The organism is Rhizobium sp. NFR03, from assembly GCF_900111275.1.
Lineage (GTDB): Bacteria > Pseudomonadota > Alphaproteobacteria > Rhizobiales > Rhizobiaceae > Ferranicluibacter.
In genome coordinates, this window is the sequence record NZ_FOGR01000002.1 from 810,142 (window position 1) to 827,374 (window position 17,233).

The window sequence follows — 17,233 nt, forward strand, 5'->3', positions numbered from 1 at the left end:
CCTCCCTTTGGCGCGGCACCTCCGCCGCACTCCAATTGTCATACTTTTTGTTGTCTCGACTGTAAATCTCCGATGACGCTTTCCAGTGGTCCCCGCACGCGCAGGGGCGTCGCTGTCAAAGCACGTAGACGGGCTCGAAACGGCCTTTGACGTCGATGTCGAGCAGGAAGGTCTTGCCGGCATCCGGGTCCTTGGAGCGCCCTGCTTCGTCCAGTCCCTGCCATGCGGATGTAAAGAGCAGCCGGTCGGCGCTGCGTCCAACGAAGGCGGGGCAGCTTGGCTGCGCCACCGGTACGGTGTGCCGTGCAAGGCGCTTGCCTTCGGGCGAGTAGACGTCGATGGCGGAGGCGCCCCAGCGGGCGACCCAGATCAGCCCCTCGGCATCGCATACCGCGCCGTCGAACCCGCCTTCGCTTTCCGGTTCCTCCACCATCAGCACAGGCTCGCCTGTCGGCAGGCCCGTTGCAGGATCGAGCGCCACCCGCATGAAACGGTTGACGCCCGTGTCGGAGAAATAGCCGGTGCTGCCGTCCGGCGAGAAGCAGATGCCGTTCGGGATCGTGATGTCACCGGCAATGCGTGTCACCTTGCCCTTGGCCACATGGTAGATCGCGCCGGCGTTCTTCTCCGCGCTCCGGCCCATCGTGCTGATCCAGAGGGCGCCCGAGGCGTGCACACGCCCGTCATTCGTGCGGTTGCCCGGCTTGTCCACGATGTCTGCATATGTCTCGAACGCGCCTGTCTCGGCATCGCGCAGGAAAAGGCCCTGATCGCTCGCGATCAGCTGGCGCTCACCGTCCACCAGCGCCATGACGCTGGCGAGGAAGTTCAGCGGCTGAACGCTCTTGGCCTGGCTGTCGAGATGCAGCCCGTGCAGTTCGCGCCCGACGATGTTGAACCACCAGACGGTGCCGGTGGAGGGATCGTAGACCGGGCCTTCGCCGAGTTCCGACGGGTTGTCGCTGACGATCTTTGCAGACGCGCTCATGCGGACGCTCCAGAACCCGATGTTCCATAAACGGCGTCATAGGCCTTGGTCGTGATGCGCGCCCGCGCACCGATCTCGCTCGCGCTCATACCGACCTTGTAGATGCTGGATCCGAGACCGAAGCTCCTGATGCCGATCTTGGCATATTCCTCGAAATTGGCCTCGGACACCCCGCCGACGGCCGCAATCTCCAGATCGGTCGGCAGAACGGCGCGGATGGCCGAGATGCCGGAGGCGCCGAGCACGCTGGCTGGAAAGAACTTGAGCCCCGTGGCGCCGGCGGCAGCCGCTGCCAGCGCTTCGGTCGGCGTGAAGACGCCGGGCATGGTCACCATTCCCTTCGACGCGGCATGCGCGATGACGTCCACATCGACATTCGGGCTGACGAACAGCCGGCCGCCTGTCTGCTCCAGCCGCTCGACCTGGTCCTTGGTCAGAACGGTGCCAGCGCCGATCAGGCAGTTTTCCGGGGCCGTCTTCACGGCGATCTCGATGGAGCGGAACGGATCCGGCGAGTTCAGCGGAATTTCGATGGCCGTGAATTCGGCCTCGACCAGTGCCGTGATCGCGGCTTCCGTCTCCTCGGGCTTCAACCCGCGCAGAATGGCGATCAGCGGATACTTCATCTTCGGAAAGGGAACGCGTGTCATGATTTCGTCTTTCTGGAAAACGGGAAAATTGGGCTTGAAAGAAGCAATGATGCAGGGGACTCAGGCTGGCCAGAGCGCTCTGGCCGCAGCCGCCAGTCCATCGCGAACGGCTTTGTCGGCATCGACAAGCTCGCTGCCAAGCCCGGCGGCCGTGAGTGCATGGGTGTACAGCCCGGCAAGGGGTCCGGACGCGACAAGGCTGACCGGAGCATGACGGTCGGAGGTCATGGTCGCAGCACCCGCGATCTCCAGACCGATCATCAGTCCGGATAGCCGTGCCTTTGCGTCCGTCGAGCCATGCCCGTGCAGCAACTGTCCGGAGCGAACGGTGAACAGGAGGTTGGTCGCCATGGCAGGATTTTCCATGGCCTCGGCCACGGCAGCCACGAAGGCGGGATGCGCGCCGTCGAAGGGTTCGGCATCCGCCACCGCATGGCTGAGAATCGACTGCCGCGACACGACGTCGAACAATTCGCCGCTCATGAAGGTCGAGAACCGCTCCACCTTGCCGTCCGCCACCCGCACCCATTTGCTGTGCGTACCGGGCATGCAGACCAGCCGCGTGCCGGCGAGCGCACCAACGCTGCCAAGCAGTTGCGTTTCCTCGCCGCGCATCACGTCGGGCGCGGCCGCATCGCGCTGGGCGAGGCCCGGAAGAATGCGGATATCGCGTTTCTCGCCGGGAACGACGACGGCGTGCCGGACGATCTCGGAGAGGGCTGCCGGCGTATCGAGGTAGCCTGCTTCCACCCAGCCCTGCCGCGCGCCGGCCATCCCGCAGATGACGACCGGCAGCGTGGCGCTGGCGCCCATGGCCTCCAGATGCGTTTCCAGAACGGCCGAGAACCCGGTCTTTGCCGCCGTCGTCATGCCTTCGGCGCTGCGGCGCTCCGCAAGGGCGTTACCCGTTTCGCCGATGAGCCAGATCCGGAAACTCGACGTTCCCCAGTCTGCTGCCGCATAGCTGGCCGTTTTCGTCACAAGACACCTCCGTCGATGATCATCGTCTGCGCCGTCATCCGCGCCGAACAGTCGGAGGCGAGGAAGAGGCAGGGGCCGACAAGATCGTCGGCATAAAGCGTTTCGGGAATGCATTGCCGCCGGCGCATCGCTTCGATGCTTTTGTCCGTTAGCCACAATGCCTTTTGCCGCTCGGTCACCACCATCCCCGGCAAAAGCGCGTTGACCCGCACGCCAGAGGGCCCGAGCGCGCCGGCGAGCGACTTCGTCAAGCCGACGATCCCCGCCTTGGCGGTCGCGTAGGCCGGGACGTCGCCCATGTTCAGGAGATAGGCGATCGAGGAGAAGTTGACGATTGCGCCGCCAGCGCCGGCGGCGAGATAAGGCGCTGCCGCCTGGCTCATGAAGAAGACGGGCTTCAGGTTGATGCCGAGGTTTTCATCCCAGTCGGCTTCGGTGATCGCGCCGAAAACCTGCCTGTCGTCGCGGGCCGCATTGTTGACGAGCACCTTCAGGCCGCCCAGCGCGGCCGCCGCGTGATCGACAAGCGCTGGAATGCCGGCGACGTCGCGCAGGTCAGCCTCGATGAAGAGCGGAGCATGTGGCCCAATGTATTTTAGACGATGCGAAACTTCTTTGGCGGTATCTGCGTTAATGTCGATATACGCAACCCGCGCTCCCTGGCGTACGAAACCTTCGACCAGGGCCGCACCGATGCCAGAGGCTCCGCCAGTGATAAGAACGCCACGATCTGCGAGATCCGGAAACGTTGCAGAAGGGCCGGGCATGCTGTCGACGCCCTCCCTGAGGCAGAGACTTCACATTTATGTTCCAATATTTGGAACGGTCGTTTAGTATGTGGAATATCGGCCACATCCCGGTCGGGTGTCAAGGCGGAAAGCTGCGTAGCACAAGGCCGTCATCTTCATGGCAGGGGTGCGATGCGAGATATCAGACCGCCGGCAGGTCGGCGGTGAAAGACGGCAGAGTGGCGACATCGACCAGAAACGGCAATACGGCAGACCATTCGGGCGATCGCGTGGCGCAGTCGGCCGCTTCGGACACGGGAACGCTGGGAAAGGCGATGGCCGTCCTCGAACTTGTCGTCAAGGCCGACATCCCGTTGCGATTTACCGATATTCACGCGCTCTCTGGCCAGCCACGCGGAACGCTCCATCGGCATCTTTCGCATCTGGTCGATGAGGGCCTGCTCTTCCAGCGTGCGGACCTCGCCTACGAGCCTGGTCTTCGCCTCCTGTCGTTTGCGCACCGGGCATGGTCGCGCAACGACCTGCGACGCATCGCCCGGCCGCATCTGGACCGTCTTCATGCGGAAACCGGCGAGACCGTTCATCTGGGCGTCCTCCGCAATACCGAGATCGTCTATCTCGACAAGGTGGAAAGCCGCCAGACGGTCAGGATGGAGAGCCAGATCGGCCGGGTTTCGCCGGCCTATTGTACGGGATTGGGTAAGGCTGCCTTGTCCGTTCTGCCGCCTGCGCGACTGGAGGCCAGCCTTGCGCGCATTTCCTATCATCCCTTCACGGCCAATACGCACCGCTCGCAAACAGCTTTGGTCGCCGACCTCGACCGCATCCGGCAACGGGGCTATGCGATCGATGCGGAGGAGCACGAGGCGGAAATCCGTTGCGTCGCCGCGCCGGTCGCCACAGGCGACACGGTGTCCGAGAGCCGTGGGATCGTCGGCGGCATCTCCGTCACAGGACCGGCTTATCGTGTGACGCTCTGCCAGCTGGAGGCTTGGTCGGAACGCGTCAGAGATGCCGCGAATGCCATTTCACGCGATGCGGCTGTCGGTCTCTGTCCCGTCTCTACGCCCGATGCGTAAGGCGAATATCCGAACATCGACGTTGTGTATGTATCAGACCAATTGCTAAGTGGCGCTGGACGTCGTGCAGACTTTATTTATAGTGAAGCGGTAGCGGATCTGGCAAAAAAGCCCACCGGAATCGTTTCAGGTGGTGGAACTCGGTGCATACAACAATGTTGGAGTGCACTGTCAGAATCATAATCATTCAGAGGAATATTCATGGGTCCGAGGAGGGTCTCGCCCGAAATCGTCGTTTCCGGCAATAGCTGGACGATCGGCGAGCTGGAGGGGGAAAGCGATGTCCGCAACATATTCGAGAGCATCTGCGAGCATTATGCTTTTCAGGGCTTCGCTGTCCTGTCTCTGCCATCCCGATCTGTCTCGTCGCTTTTCAAGCTTGTGAAGATGACGAGTTGGCCGATGGATATCGTCAAGCAGTATGACGCGTTCGGCTTGTTGAAGGCAAGTCCGGTTTTCGAGCAGCTGCGCAACAGCACCGTGCCATTTACGATCGACAACACGTCGCCACTGGCTTTTTCCAGTTCGGTCAACATCGCCAAAGGCCTGTTCGCCCGTGCGGGCTTCGGGCGGATGGTCTTCGTTCCGGTTCACGATGCCGATGGGCGCCGGAGCGCCGTCGCATTTGGAGGCGACCGATCCGAACTCAGCCGCGAGGAATTGAACGTGGTGACCTTTGTGGCCGGGCATGCCTTCAATCGACTGAGCGAGATCTGGTCGGCATCGCGGCGTGCGCCAGGCTCCTTGTCTCGTCGCGAAATCGAATGCCTGCGTCTGGCCGCGGCTGGCAAGACGACCGTCGAAATGGCGCGCCTGTTGAGCCTGTCCGAATATACCGTCAATCACTACCTCAACCGTGCAACGCGCAAGCTGGACTCGGTCAATCGCGTCCAGACGATCGCCAAGGCCCTGCGGGCTGGATTGATCGCGTGAACCAAACGCCGTTGCAGGCCGCGGGGACGATGCGCGCGACGGAGCCGGTAGCGGCGTACGCGAGCGACATCCGGCGGCAGGCGGATGGAGATGATCCATGCCGGACGTGAGGCTCAAGACCCTGACTATGAACATGCCAGACGCCGGCCGCGCGGGCGATGCGGCCGAAAACGAGATCGCCGAGATTGCGCGGCTGAACAGTTGCGACGACGTCATCGCGCACATGACTCGCATCACGTCTGCTCGCGGCTTTCCCTTTTTCCTCCTCTGTACGCTGCCGACAGTCGATCAGACGAAATATTCGGAGATTTTGATCCTCTCGAACGTGCCCGATAGTATCGTGCAGCGGTATGACGACAGCGGCTCGGTCCGCGAAAACAAGGCCTTTGCCACCTTGCGCACGACGACGACCCCGTTTCGGATGACCGTGGACGACTGTCGTAAGGGTGCGGGCGGGGCATTTGCGCCCGAGCGCGAGACGCTCATGGAAGAGATGGATTTTTACGAGGCCATTTTTTTCCCCGTCCATGATGCCGCCGGCGGCCGGGCCGTGTTCATCTTCCTCAGCCGCAATGTCGATCTGGCCATCGATGTCATGACCGATCTGCACATGGTCTGTCTGCGCGTCTACAATCGTCTTGTCAGCATTGGCGGCATGGGCGGGGAGCAGGCAAAGGTCGATCTGTCCGATCGCGAGATCCAGTGCCTGAACTGGACCGCCGCCGGCAAGACAAGTTCGGAAATCGCCGATATTCTTGGTCTCTCCGAACATACGGTCAATCACTACCTCAATCATGTGGCCAAGAAGCTCGATGCCGTGAACCGCGTTCAGGCTGTCGTCAAAGCGATGCGGCTCGGCCTGATCAGCTGATCTTGCGTTTGCCAGCGTCTGAATAAGATGCAGATCATGAAAGTTTGCTCGCGAAATGAGCAGTCGCTCTCGATCATCGGATAGACAGCCCTGAAAATGCAGGTTTGTCGAACTGGCACGCTTCCTGCATCTCTACAGGCAAGGTCCAGAGGGGACCACTCTATAAGAACTGCGCCCCAGAAGGTCGCGAACAAGGCCGTCTTCTGCTGACGTGATCCCGGATGAACGGACACGGACGCAGAAGGCGGCCTTTGTTATTTTCAGCATCGTGGCAATCATCGTGGTCCAGCAGCACCGTGCCGCATGCCTTTGCCTGTCTTTTCCCGCGGCCCTCCATTGGCGAAGCGACCCGGCTCGATTATCTAACCCCAAGGAGATGCGCTGCTTGCGCGTCGTCGCGTAGGGAAAACGAGCATGGCCGCTGATCACGTCGAGGTAAGCAAGGATAAGGTGCTCGATGCCTTGAGAGCCGTGCGCGGCCCTGAGCTGGAAGGCAACATCGTCGATCTCGGCCTGGTCTCCGACGTGTTCATCTCGGACGCCAAAGTCTATTTCTCGATCACCGTGCCGGCCGAACGCGCCCGCGAACTCGATCCCTTGCGCGCTGCTGCCGAGCGCGTGGTCAAGGATATCCCCGGCGTGAAGGGCGCGATGGTCGCGCTGACCGCCGACCGCAAGGCCGGCGCGCCAGCGCCGCGTGCCCCCGCACAACCAGCCCCCGCAAAACCAGCCCAAGCGTCGGCCGGCTCCGGACGCACAGCCGGCCCGGCGCCACATGCCCACCCCGCGCCGCGCGGCCCTGTCAAAGCCGGCATTCCCGGTGTCGGCGCCATCATCGCGGTTGCCTCGGGCAAGGGCGGCGTCGGCAAGTCCACGACGTCCGCGAACCTCGCCCTCGCACTCCATGCGAACGGTCTCCGCGTCGGTATCCTCGACGCCGATATCTATGGCCCGTCCATGCCGCGACTCCTGAAGATCTCCGGCCGTCCCGAGCAGATCGGCGGCAAGATGATCAGGCCGATGGAAAATTACGGCCTCAAGGTCATGTCGATGGGCTTTCTGGTGGACGAGGAGGTCGCGATGATCTGGCGCGGTCCGATGATCCAGTCGGCGCTGCTGCAGATGCTGCGCGAGGTCGCCTGGGGCGAACTCGACGTTCTCGTGGTCGACATGCCGCCCGGCACGGGTGACGCGCAGCTGACGATGGCGCAGCAGGTGCCGCTTGCCGGCGCCGTCATCGTCTCGACGCCGCAGGACCTCGCGCTGATCGACGCCCGCAAGGGGCTGGCCATGTTCCGCAAGGTCGAGGTGCCCGTGCTCGGCATCGTCGAGAACATGAGCTACTTCATCGCGCCCGACACCGGCGCGCGCTACGACATCTTCGGCCATGGCGGCGCGCGCAACGAGGCGGAGCGCATCGGCGTGCCGTTCCTCGGCGAGGTGCCGCTGACCATTGCCATCCGAGAAACGTCCGATGCGGGAACGCCGCTGGTTGCCCTGGAGCCGGACGGCCCGGTCGCCGCCGTTTACCGTGAGATCGCCACCAAAGTCTGGGAGCAGGTGTCGGCAGCCAAGGCGGATACCTCGCGCGAGATGCCGTCGATCGTCTTCGAGTAGAGCAGCGCTCCAGCAGCGTCCGAGCATGGGCCGCGCACCGATGCCGATTGACATTCGCGCCGCCGCGGCTGTTAAGTCCTGTGGCTGAAGGATGGCGCGGGGACCGGATGACGGTTGATTTTGTAAGAGCCTTGCGTCATATGCCTGTCCGCACGCCGGTCGGTCGCGACCCCGTTGCGGATGGTCCGTCTCCGAGACGAAAGGTCCAGCCGCGGTTCCGGGGTCTAGTGTCCGCTCATCGCATGTCCGCTCGTCAGGGTTTAAAGTTCAGCCGTTCCTTCCGCCGTTCACTCCCAGGGATATATCCGCGAAACCACTGTGACCTTGCGTCACCACGGCCGCGGAACGAGGTTCACACCATGATCACTGTCTATGACGCCCGGGGCGAGGCGATGGTCATCGATGCCGCCTCTCCGGCAGCCGCCATGCCCGAGGATATCGTCTGGATCGACATGCTGCGTCCGGATCGCGCCGAGGATCACCTGATCGAGCGCTTTCTCCAGATCGAGATTCCCACCCGCGACGACCTCAAGGATATCGAGCCGTCGAGCCGCATGTATACGACGCCGGACGCCGTGTTCATGACCGCCTCGCTCGTCTGCCGCGCCGATAGCGGCCATCCCGATATTACCGATGTCGCCTTCGTGCTCGCGCGCGACAAGCTGATCACCGTGCGCTACGACGAACCCAAGGCCTTCGACCTCTTCCGCGCCGGCCTGCCGCGCATCGTCGGCGGCTGCTCCAACGGCGCGATGATGCTTGCCCGCCTGTTCGAGACCATCTCCGACCGCACGGCGGAGATTCTGGAGCACGCCGTCGCCAGCCTCGACAATCTTTCCCAGCAGGTCTTCGGCGATCGCACCCAGAACAAGCGCCGTCCGCCGCATTATCTGGAAGCACGGCTTCTCGATGTCGCCTCGCATCACCGGCTGGTGGCCAAGACCCGCGACAGTCTGGCCTCGCTTTCCCGCGTGCTGACGTTCCTCTACACCGTGCCCGCTTTGCAAGAGACGCGCGAAGCCAGGGAGCTTTGCCGCACCGTTACCCGAGATGTGCAGTCGCTGTCGGAACACGCCTCCTTCATCTTCGGCAACATCACCTTCCTGCTTGATGCCTCGCTCGGCCTGATCAGCGTCGAGCAGAACGCGATCATCAAGATCTTCTCCATTGCGTCCGTGGTTTTCCTGCCGCCGACGCTGGTCGCCTCGCTCTACGGCATGAACTTCGAGATCATGCCGGAGCTTCACTGGACCTATGGCTATCCGATGGCGCTTATTGCCATGGTGGTCTCGGCCATCGTCCCGTTCTATATCTTCCGCTGGAAAGGCTGGCTCTGACGAGCCGGATCATCTCTCATGGCGCACAATGATATCAAGGCTCCCGAGAGTCCGGAAACGGCGGGTGGCGGGCAGGCTCAGGAGCATGGCCACGACCACGCCGACAGCCATGGCCATGGCGGCAAAAAGGGCTATCTCGGCCTCGCCATCGGCTCGATCGGCGTCGTCTATGGCGATATCGGCACGAGCCCGCTCTATGCCTTCCGCGAGGCGCTGCGCCCGGTGGCCGTGGATGGCGTGACGCGTGGGGAAATCATCGGTCTGGTATCGCTGATGATCTGGACGCTGACGATCATCGTCACGCTGAAATACGTCATCTTCCTGCTGCGCGCCGACAATAACGGGGAGGGCGGCACCTTGTCGCTGCTGGCGCTCCTCATGAAGTTCACGCGCGGGCACTCCACCTATCTCTTCTTCATGGGCATTGCCGGAGCCGCCCTGTTCATGGGCGATGCGATCATCGCGCCGGCGCTTTCCGTCCTCTCGGCCGTCGAGGGCCTGAAGCTCGTCGCGCCGTCCTTCAGCGATTATGTCGTGCCGATCTCCGTGGTCATCCTGCTCGCGCTCTTCGCGGTCCAGTCGCGCGGCACGGAGGCCGTGTCGAAATTCTTCGGGCCGATCATGCTTGTCTGGTTCGTCGTGCTCGCCGTCATCGGCTTCAGCCATATCCACGACGATTACGGCATCCTCGCCGCGTTCAATCCCTACCACGCGGTGCGTTTTCTCATCCATGCAGGCTTCGTCGGCATCGTCGTTCTCGGCGCTGTGTTTCTGACCGTTACAGGCGCCGAGGCCCTCTATGCCGATCTCGGCCATTTCGGCCGCCGACCGATACAGGGCGCGTGGATGTGCCTCGTCTTCCCGTCGCTGGCGCTGAATTATCTGGGCCAGGGCGCGATGGTGCTGAAGCACCCGGAAGCCATGTCCGATCCCTTCTACCTGATGTTCCCGGAATGGGCGCTGCTGCCGATCGTCATCCTTGCGACGGCCGCCACCATCATCGCGGCTCAGGCCGTCATCACCGGCGCCTTCTCGCTGACCCGGCAGGCCATCAACCTTGGCTTCCTGCCGCGCATGGCGATCCTCCACACCTCGGAAACAAATACCGGGCAGATCTACGTGCCGAACGTCAACATCATCCTGATGTTCGGCGTCATGGCGCTGGTCTTCATCTTCGGCTCGTCGGAATCGCTCGCCACCGCCTATGGCATTTCGGTCACGGGCGCGATGGTGGTGGATACGCTGCTCGCCTTCCAGTTCGTCCGCATGCGCTGGCGTTGGCCTCTGGCGCTCGCCATCGGCCTGCTGACGCCCCTGCTGGCGCTGGAATCGGTCTTCCTCGGCGCGAACCTTCTGAAGATCCACGATGGAGGTTACGTCCCGGTCATGATCGCCGCCAGCTTCGTGCTGGTCATGTGGACATGGCGGCGCGGCACCAGGATCCTGCAGGACAAGACGCACCACACCAACATTCCGCTCGCCGCCTTCATCAAATCCATCGAGCGCAAGAGCGAGCATGCGCCCGTGGAGGTGCCCGGTACCGCGATCTTCCTCACGAGCGATCCGGAATCCGCACCCGCCGCCCTTCTGCACAACATCAAGCACAACCACGTCCTGCACGCGCAGAACTTCATCCTGACCATCCGCACGACGAACACGCCTGTTGTCTCCAAGGAGCACCGCGTCAGCGCGACGAAGTTGTCCGATCGCTTCAGCCTGCTCGAAATGCGCTTCGGCTTCATGGAAACCCAGAACGTCTCCCAGACGCTCGGTCTTTTCCGCAAGAGCGGCCTGAAGTTCGACATCATGTCGACCTCCTTCTATCTCGGACGCCGCAAGCTGGTGCCGGACGCCCAATCCGGCATGCCCGAATGGCAGGATCGCCTTTTCATCGCCATGGCCAACGCCGCCATCGACCCCTCCGACTACTTCCGCCTGCCCACGAATCGCGTGGTGGAGCTGGGTTCGCATGTGATCATCTGAGGGTTTCGGGGAGAGCGAAGAAAGCTCTTCTCTGCCTTCCTTCTCTCCTTCCCCGATCAAACCTTCACGACCACCCGTCGTGAAATTCTGCCTGGCGGGTCCGGACCCAGCTTTCGACATCGGTCGGCCGGAATGTTTCCAGACCCGGCTCGGGCGTGAAAGGCCGCGCGAGAATGGTGTCCGCTTCGTCGGGATGTGCAGCGAAATAGCGGAACTTCGAGGCGATGCGCCGCCCGGTTCCTGCTCCCATCGCCGCATCGATCTCGCGCTCGAACGCGTCCAGCGGCTGGCCGCGATACCGGATCGCGCGTCCGAGCCCGGCGCTGATGCGGGCTGCGAGTTCATCTCCCGTCAGGCTTTCCCGTCCGGCGATGCGGTGATCGCCGCCCATCTCGTCCTGTTCGAGAAGCGTCAGCGCGGCCTCCGCGCAGTCCTCGGCGGAGGTCCAGGCGATGCGCTGCGATGCCGGAATCGGCGGTGCGAACACGCTATCCACCATCATCTCCCTGCGTGCCGATGGCTTCAGGAGGTTGTCGAGATACAGGGTTGGACGCAGAACCGTGAAAGGCAGGCCGGATCTGTAAGCCGCATCCTCGATCATCTGGTTGGCCACGAAACTCGGTTCCTCGCAAGCGAGGGGCCGGCTGGCGCTGGCCAGCTTGAGGATGAAGGATTTGACGCCTGCCGCCCTGAATGCGGAGAGCGCATTCTGCGCCTGCGCCGTCATGGCTTCCGCAGGCCCGCTCGGCACCTGAAGCACGGCATGGTCGATGCCGCTGCTTGCATCGGCAAGAGAGGCGGCATCGTCAAGATCACCTTCCGCCAAGGCGATGCCGGGTAGGTCGAGCGCCGCCGCGCGCGTTCGGTCGCGCACCGGGGCTCGGACCCTGAGCCCGCGCGCCAGCGCGGCCCGCACCACGGCGCCGCCCTGCACGCCGCCGGCGAGAAAGACGAGGATGGGTTTCGATCTGTCGATCCGTGTCATGGAATTGCTCCTTCAGAACGGCCTGTCGGAGCGGCGTCGTCCACGGCACCGAACAGACCCAAAAGCACGACGCGCGTGCGGGACTGTCGGGGATCGCATCGGCACGATGCGAAGAGAGCTTTCCCGAGATCGGAAAAGGGCTTGGGCCTACCCAGACCAAGCCTGCCGTTTTGACGGGCTCAGTAGAGCCCAGGGGCTGAGCCGGGTCAAGCGGGCGGCGGACGATTTGCGCCTGACGGCGAGCCGGACGGCGGCGTTGCGGTGGCGGGCGATGATCCGGGTTTTGAGGGGCTGCGAAAGAAGGCTTGCCTCCACCACCACCCGCATCCGTCCCCCGGCATTTACCCCGCATTAAGGTTAATGCTTCATTGTCATCCATAGAGCAGGCGCCTGGCACCGCTTCGGATGGATCGCGCCGGACCTGCATTTTCGTTGGATGTTCGCGGAGAAACGCGTTCCGGCCGATCCTCTCGGCCGGGCAAGCGATCTTGCGCGTGTGCGTCACCTGGGTGTGCGTGGAGTTGCCTGTGCGTCAGAAAGTTCGTTCGAAAGGCCGTTCTCCGGCATCCGCCTCGCCAAGCCCTTCACGGCGCTGGTCCACACCGCTTCTCCTCGCCCTCGGCCTCTTCGTCGGTTTTCCCAGCGTTTCGGCGCATGCCGACCTCGCGACATTCATCTCCGGCATCAACCGGGGTGGCGAGCGGTGGCGGATGCACATGACCGCATCGCCGGCCGGCTCCCTGCACGAAGCGGAAATGGTTTTCAACGATCCGATCACCACCGCGGCGCTTGGCGACGGCGCGGGCATGACGCTGCCGGATGGCGGCATGGTCTCGCTCGCGGCCGCCGACAAGCAGTCCGATCCGCGCACCGATGAGGAACGCGTCAACCGCAAGGACAAGAAGGGCCGAATCGTCACGGTCGTTCCTGTCACACCGCCGAAGGATTTCTCCGCCGGCTCGATCCTGCAGCGCACCAGCGCGCTGACGGTTCCCGTCTTCGACACGCAGGAGCGCATGGTCTTCGCCCGTCCGAAGATCCGCGGCCAGGAAATCGTGATTGCCACCGCGTTCTACAAGAAAACACCGCCGAAGCGTGACGAAACGATGTCGCCAATGATTGCGAGCCTCGTCACCAACAACCGCGCCGATATTCTCGCGACCGCCTATGCGCCGGCCGAACCCGATTATGCCCGCGAGTCGCCCTTCGATTCGATCCTGAAGGACGATGCGGGCAACGGGCGCTTCATCCCCGATATCTCGCCCGAAGACCACGCCTGGGCCGCAAATCCGCTGCCGGCAGATGCCTTTAGCGAAGCCGAGCAAAAATGCCTGACGTCCGGGATCTATTTCGAATCACGTGGAGAATCGGTGAAGGGCCAGGCCGCCGTCGCACAGGTCATCCTCAACCGCGTGCGAAATCCGACCTATCCCGGCTCCATCTGCGGCGTCGTCTACCAGAACAAGAACCTCTACAATCGCTGCCAGTTCTCGTTTGCCTGCGACCGCATTCCGGACATCGTCTGGTCGCCGGCGCACTGGCAGATCGCCAAGGAAATCGCGCTGGCGGTCACTGCCGGAAAGATCTGGCTGCCGGAAGTGGGCTCCGCTACGCACTACCACGCGACCTATGTCCGCCCCGACTGGGGCCCGACGATGAAGCGGCTGACCCAGATTGGCAAGCACATCTTCTACCGCACCTATGGCGGCGGCTGGAGCTGACTGCGCATAGGGAGAATCGCCCGCCGCGCCACAGCGCCCGGAGCGGCGTCCGGGCAAGCTGCGCTCGTCCGCGCGTTCCCCGTATTGCCCGTGCCGGATGCCAATACCGGCAACAGCTGGGGACAGATTCCGCCGGACGGGAATATTTCGATCACAACTCGTTGATTTGTCAGCCGAATATTGTCGCTCGCCAGGGCATGTCTTCGCCTTGACTATGCGCGACGCCAAAACTATGGTGCGGCCGACTTCAAACGGGCCAGAGTGGCTTCAAATCGGGCCTTTGTGTGGCCGTCCCCATGGTTTATGACGGGGGTCGGAGACGCGAGGGGAGGGGCCATGACGGACGACCGGAACGAAGGTCTGGAGGAGCGGCGCAAACGCCTCGATGCTCAACTGTCGGAACGGCGCGGCAATGAAAGTCGCGACGCGGCGGACGAGGCGAGGGCTGCCGGAAACCGCAAGGGCTATCAAGTCGCGATCAAGCTTTCGAGCGAATTCGTGGCGGCCGTCATTGTCGGGGCGCTTCTGGGCTATCTTCTGGATACTTTTGCGGGTACAGCGCCCTGGGGGATGATCGTGCTTCTCCTCCTCGGTTTCTGCGCCGGCGTGCTGAACGTCATGCGATCTGCGGGCATGGTGGCTTCGCCCCATCCGGCCGATCGTGTCGGCGAGAGACAGGGCGATGTCGGCGACGACAACAAGGGTGGCGGCGCCTGACAAGGTGCGGCAACGGGAAACAACCGCTTCAAGCGGCTGAGAGTGAGAGAGAACGACAGTGGCAGGCGATAAGGTAGATCCGACCCACCAGTTTATGATCAACGAGATCGTCCCGATCCATATCGGCGGCCTGAATCTCTCCTTCACCAACGCATCCCTGTTCATGGTCGCGACGCTGGTCGTTGCCATCGGCTTCCTCTACTTCACCACCACGCCGCGCTCGGTCGTTCCCGGCCGTATGCAGTCGGTGTCGGAGCTGTCCTACGAATTCATCGCCTCCATGCTGCGCGAAGGCGCCGGCAGCCACGGCATGCACTTCTTCCCGATGGTCTTCTCGCTGTTCATGTTCATCCTGACGGCGAACCTCCTCGGCATGGTGCCTTACTTCTTCACCATCACCAGTCAGATCATCGTGACCTTCGCGCTCGCGCTCTTCGTCATCGGCACGGTCCTGGTCTATGGCTTCTACAAGCATGGCTTCGGCTTCCTGAAGGTGTTCGTCCCCTCGGGCGTTCCCGGCATCCTGCTGCCGCTGGTCGTCGCCATCGAAATCATCTCGTTCCTGTCGCGCCCCATCAGCCTCTCGGTCCGTCTCTTCGCCAACATGCTGGCGGGTCACATCACGCTGAAGGTTTTTGCAGGTTTCGTCGCATCGCTCGGCACCATGGGTGCGCTCGGCATCGGCGGCGCCATCCTGCCTCTCATCATGACCGTGGCGCTCACGGGTCTCGAATTCCTCGTCGCCTTCCTTCAGGCCTACGTCTTCGCGGTACTGACCTGCATGTACCTGAACGACGCGGTCCATCCGGGCGGTCACTGAGGAATAAGTCACGCAGGCCGGCAATCGATCGTCGCGCCTGCCAAGAAAAGCCGCAACAACCCTTCTCAAGGAGATCAACATGGAAGCGGAAGCAGCAAAGTACATCGGCGCGGGTCTGGCATGCCTCGGCATGGCCGGCACGGCTCTCGGCCTCGGCAACATCTTCGGCAGCTACCTCTCGGGCGCGCTTCGCAACCCGTCGGCAGCCGACAGCCAGTTCGGCCGCCTCGTATTCGGCTTCGCCGTTACGGAAGCTCTGGGCATCTTCTCGCTGCTCGTAGCTCTGCTCCTCCTGTTCGCCGTCTAAGACGGTCGAGCTCGCCGGGCCGCGACGACGTCGTGGCCCGTTATGCTCTGAACAGTGCCGCGACGACGTCGTGGCCCGTTATGCTTTGACAGTGCCGCGATCCGTCGCGGCCCGTCATCCTTTTACAGTGCCGCCATTCTCCTTCGCGTATAGAAGGGGACATCAGCTTGGCCTTTTGAGTTGCCCCTGGAGATGAGCATGTTCGTGACCGCGGCCTATGCCCAGTCAACCACACCTCCCGAGGGCGAGACACCCCATGCCGCGCCTGGCGACGTGCACACCGAGACCGGTGTCGCATCGGAAGGCGCCCACGGCTCCGGCGTGTTTCCGCCTTTCGACCAATCGACATTCGCATCGCAGCTCGTGTGGCTGGCGATCACGTTCGGCCTGTTCTATCTGCTGATGCAGAAGGTGATCATGCCGCGGATCGCTGCTATCCTTGGCGAGCGTCATGATGCCATCGCCCGCGATCTCGACGCGGCATCGCGCTCCAAAGCCGATGCCGACGCCGCTATCGCGTCCTACGAGCAGGAACTGGCTGCCGCCCGCGCCAAGGGTAACGCCATCGCCGCCAGCGCCCGCGAAGCGGCCAAGGTGAAGGCTGCTGCCGACCGCGCCGCCATCGAAGCTGCTCTCAACGACAAGATCGTCGCTGCCGAAAGCCGCATAGCGGACATCAAGGCCAGCGCGCTTGCCGATGTCGGCGCTATCGCCGAGGAAACCGCGTCCACCGTCGTCGAGCAGCTGCTTGGCCGCGACGTGCCACGCACCGAAATCGCATCCGCCGTCAAGGCTGCGGCAGAGTAAGGGAGAAGACAGATGGATTTGACCTCTCTGGCAACATTCTGGGCGACCGTCGGCCTCGTCCTTTTCCTCGCTCTCATCGTGTACCTCAAGGTACCCGGCATGATGGGCAAGCAGCTTGACGAGCGTGCGGCGCGCATTCGCAACGAGCTCGCTGAAGCCAAGCGTCTTCGGGAAGAAGCACAGGCCCTGCTGGTGGAATACCAGAAGAAGCGCAAGGAAGCCGAAGCGGAAGCCGCCAATATTGTGGCTGCCGCCGAGCGTGAAGCCGAAGCGCTGACGGCCGATGCCAAGCTGAAGACGGAAGAATTCGTCGCCCGCCGCACCACGCTGTCGGAGCAGAAGATCCGCCAGGCCGAAACCGACGCCATCAACGCAGTCCGCGCCACGGCGGTCGATATCGCGATTGCCGCTGCAGAACACGTCATCGAAGCCAAGGCCGACGCGCCGACCCAGCAGGCCCTCTTCGCCAGCTCCGTCAGCGAGGTCAAGACGCGGCTGAACTAAGCGCAATCTGCACCGGATGCCTTGTGCTTTGGCATCGGGAGGCCTCGGTGCCCGAATGTCGGACACGCCGCAAAGACGAGCGGACAGGGACGGCAAGGAAACGATCGAAAGGCTGGCCCATGGTGCCGGCCTTTTTCGTTTGCCAGACCAGCAAGACTTCGAGGCTATCCCTCACCCTGAGCTT

The 17,233-nt window shown here is 63.0% G+C and carries 17 protein-coding genes; 12 read left to right on the plus strand and 5 right to left on the minus strand.

Annotated elements, in window-relative coordinates; genetic code table 11:
* Window positions 1-115 precede the first annotated feature (115 nt).
* From BSG19_RS09075 to BSG19_RS09090, 4 genes are read right to left on the minus strand one after another with little or no spacing between them, the layout of a single operon-like run.
* Window positions 116-988: an SMP-30/gluconolactonase/LRE family protein gene (locus BSG19_RS09075; protein WP_092986912.1), complete on the minus strand. Its 873-nt coding sequence runs from the start codon at window positions 986-988 to the stop codon at window positions 116-118.
* Window positions 985-1,638 (minus strand): 2-dehydro-3-deoxy-6-phosphogalactonate aldolase, encoded by a 654-nt coding sequence (locus BSG19_RS09080; RefSeq protein ID WP_092986914.1) that lies wholly within the window; start codon window positions 1,636-1,638, stop codon window positions 985-987. The genes BSG19_RS09075 and BSG19_RS09080 overlap by 4 nt, the downstream gene beginning before the upstream one ends.
* 60 nt (window positions 1,639-1,698) lie before the next feature.
* Window positions 1,699-2,619 carry a 2-dehydro-3-deoxygalactonokinase gene (locus BSG19_RS09085; protein WP_092986916.1) on the minus strand — a complete coding sequence of 307 codons (921 nt, stop codon included), beginning with the start codon at window positions 2,617-2,619 and terminating at the stop codon, window positions 1,699-1,701.
* Entirely contained in the window at window positions 2,616-3,386 is a 771-nt protein-coding gene (locus BSG19_RS09090; RefSeq protein WP_092986918.1) for an SDR family NAD(P)-dependent oxidoreductase, read from the minus strand. The genes BSG19_RS09085 and BSG19_RS09090 overlap by 4 nt, the downstream gene beginning before the upstream one ends.
* 296 nt (window positions 3,387-3,682) lie before the next feature.
* On the opposite strand from BSG19_RS09090, the gene BSG19_RS09095 reads away from it, so the two are divergent.
* From BSG19_RS09095 to BSG19_RS09120, 6 genes are all read left to right on the plus strand, one after another.
* On the plus strand, window positions 3,683-4,447 hold the full coding sequence (locus BSG19_RS09095; RefSeq protein ID WP_092987391.1) for an IclR family transcriptional regulator: 765 nt from the start codon (window positions 3,683-3,685) through the stop codon (window positions 4,445-4,447).
* Between the two features lie 201 nt (window positions 4,448-4,648).
* Complete coding sequence (locus tag BSG19_RS09100; protein ID WP_092986920.1) at window positions 4,649-5,380, plus strand: helix-turn-helix transcriptional regulator; 732 nt, start codon at window positions 4,649-4,651, stop codon at window positions 5,378-5,380.
* 97 nt (window positions 5,381-5,477) lie between these two features.
* Window positions 5,478-6,251 (plus strand): helix-turn-helix transcriptional regulator, encoded by a 774-nt coding sequence (locus BSG19_RS09105; protein WP_092986922.1) that lies wholly within the window; start codon window positions 5,478-5,480, stop codon window positions 6,249-6,251.
* Window positions 6,252-6,665: 414 nt separating this feature from the next.
* Window positions 6,666-7,868: an Mrp/NBP35 family ATP-binding protein gene (locus tag BSG19_RS09110; protein WP_092986924.1), complete on the plus strand. Its 1,203-nt coding sequence runs from the start codon at window positions 6,666-6,668 to the stop codon at window positions 7,866-7,868.
* Window positions 7,869-8,227: 359 nt separating this feature from the next.
* On the plus strand, window positions 8,228-9,205 hold the full coding sequence (locus BSG19_RS09115) for a magnesium transporter CorA family protein (RefSeq protein ID WP_092986926.1): 978 nt from the start codon (window positions 8,228-8,230) through the stop codon (window positions 9,203-9,205).
* Between the two features lie 18 nt (window positions 9,206-9,223).
* Window positions 9,224-11,188, plus strand: a complete 1,965-nt coding sequence (locus tag BSG19_RS09120; protein ID WP_092986928.1) for a potassium transporter Kup — start codon at window positions 9,224-9,226, stop codon at window positions 11,186-11,188.
* 64 nt (window positions 11,189-11,252) lie between these two features.
* Here BSG19_RS09120 and BSG19_RS09125 read toward each other — a convergent pair whose 3' ends face one another.
* Window positions 11,253-12,173, minus strand: coding sequence for an SDR family oxidoreductase (locus BSG19_RS09125; protein ID WP_170865896.1), 921 nt, complete (start codon window positions 12,171-12,173; stop codon window positions 11,253-11,255).
* Window positions 12,174-12,700: 527 nt separating this feature from the next.
* On the opposite strand from BSG19_RS09125, the gene BSG19_RS09130 reads away from it, so the two are divergent.
* From BSG19_RS09130 to BSG19_RS09155, 6 genes are all read left to right on the plus strand, one after another.
* On the plus strand, window positions 12,701-13,894 hold the full coding sequence (locus BSG19_RS09130; protein ID WP_092986930.1) for a cell wall hydrolase: 1,194 nt from the start codon (window positions 12,701-12,703) through the stop codon (window positions 13,892-13,894).
* Window positions 13,895-14,230: 336 nt separating this feature from the next.
* Entirely contained in the window at window positions 14,231-14,611 is a 381-nt protein-coding gene (locus BSG19_RS09135) for an AtpZ/AtpI family protein (RefSeq protein WP_092986932.1), read from the plus strand.
* 58 nt (window positions 14,612-14,669) lie between these two features.
* Window positions 14,670-15,431: a F0F1 ATP synthase subunit A gene (locus BSG19_RS09140; protein ID WP_280142397.1), complete on the plus strand. Its 762-nt coding sequence runs from the start codon at window positions 14,670-14,672 to the stop codon at window positions 15,429-15,431.
* Window positions 15,432-15,510: 79 nt separating this feature from the next.
* Complete coding sequence (locus BSG19_RS09145) at window positions 15,511-15,738, plus strand: F0F1 ATP synthase subunit C (protein WP_056332699.1); 228 nt, start codon at window positions 15,511-15,513, stop codon at window positions 15,736-15,738.
* A 198-nt stretch (window positions 15,739-15,936) separates the two neighbouring features.
* Window positions 15,937-16,545 (plus strand): F0F1 ATP synthase subunit B, encoded by a 609-nt coding sequence (locus BSG19_RS09150; RefSeq protein ID WP_092986935.1) that lies wholly within the window; start codon window positions 15,937-15,939, stop codon window positions 16,543-16,545.
* Window positions 16,546-16,563: 18 nt separating this feature from the next.
* Window positions 16,564-17,049, plus strand: a complete 486-nt coding sequence (locus tag BSG19_RS09155; RefSeq protein ID WP_170865915.1) for a F0F1 ATP synthase subunit B — start codon at window positions 16,564-16,566, stop codon at window positions 17,047-17,049.
* Window positions 17,050-17,233 lie beyond the last annotated feature (184 nt).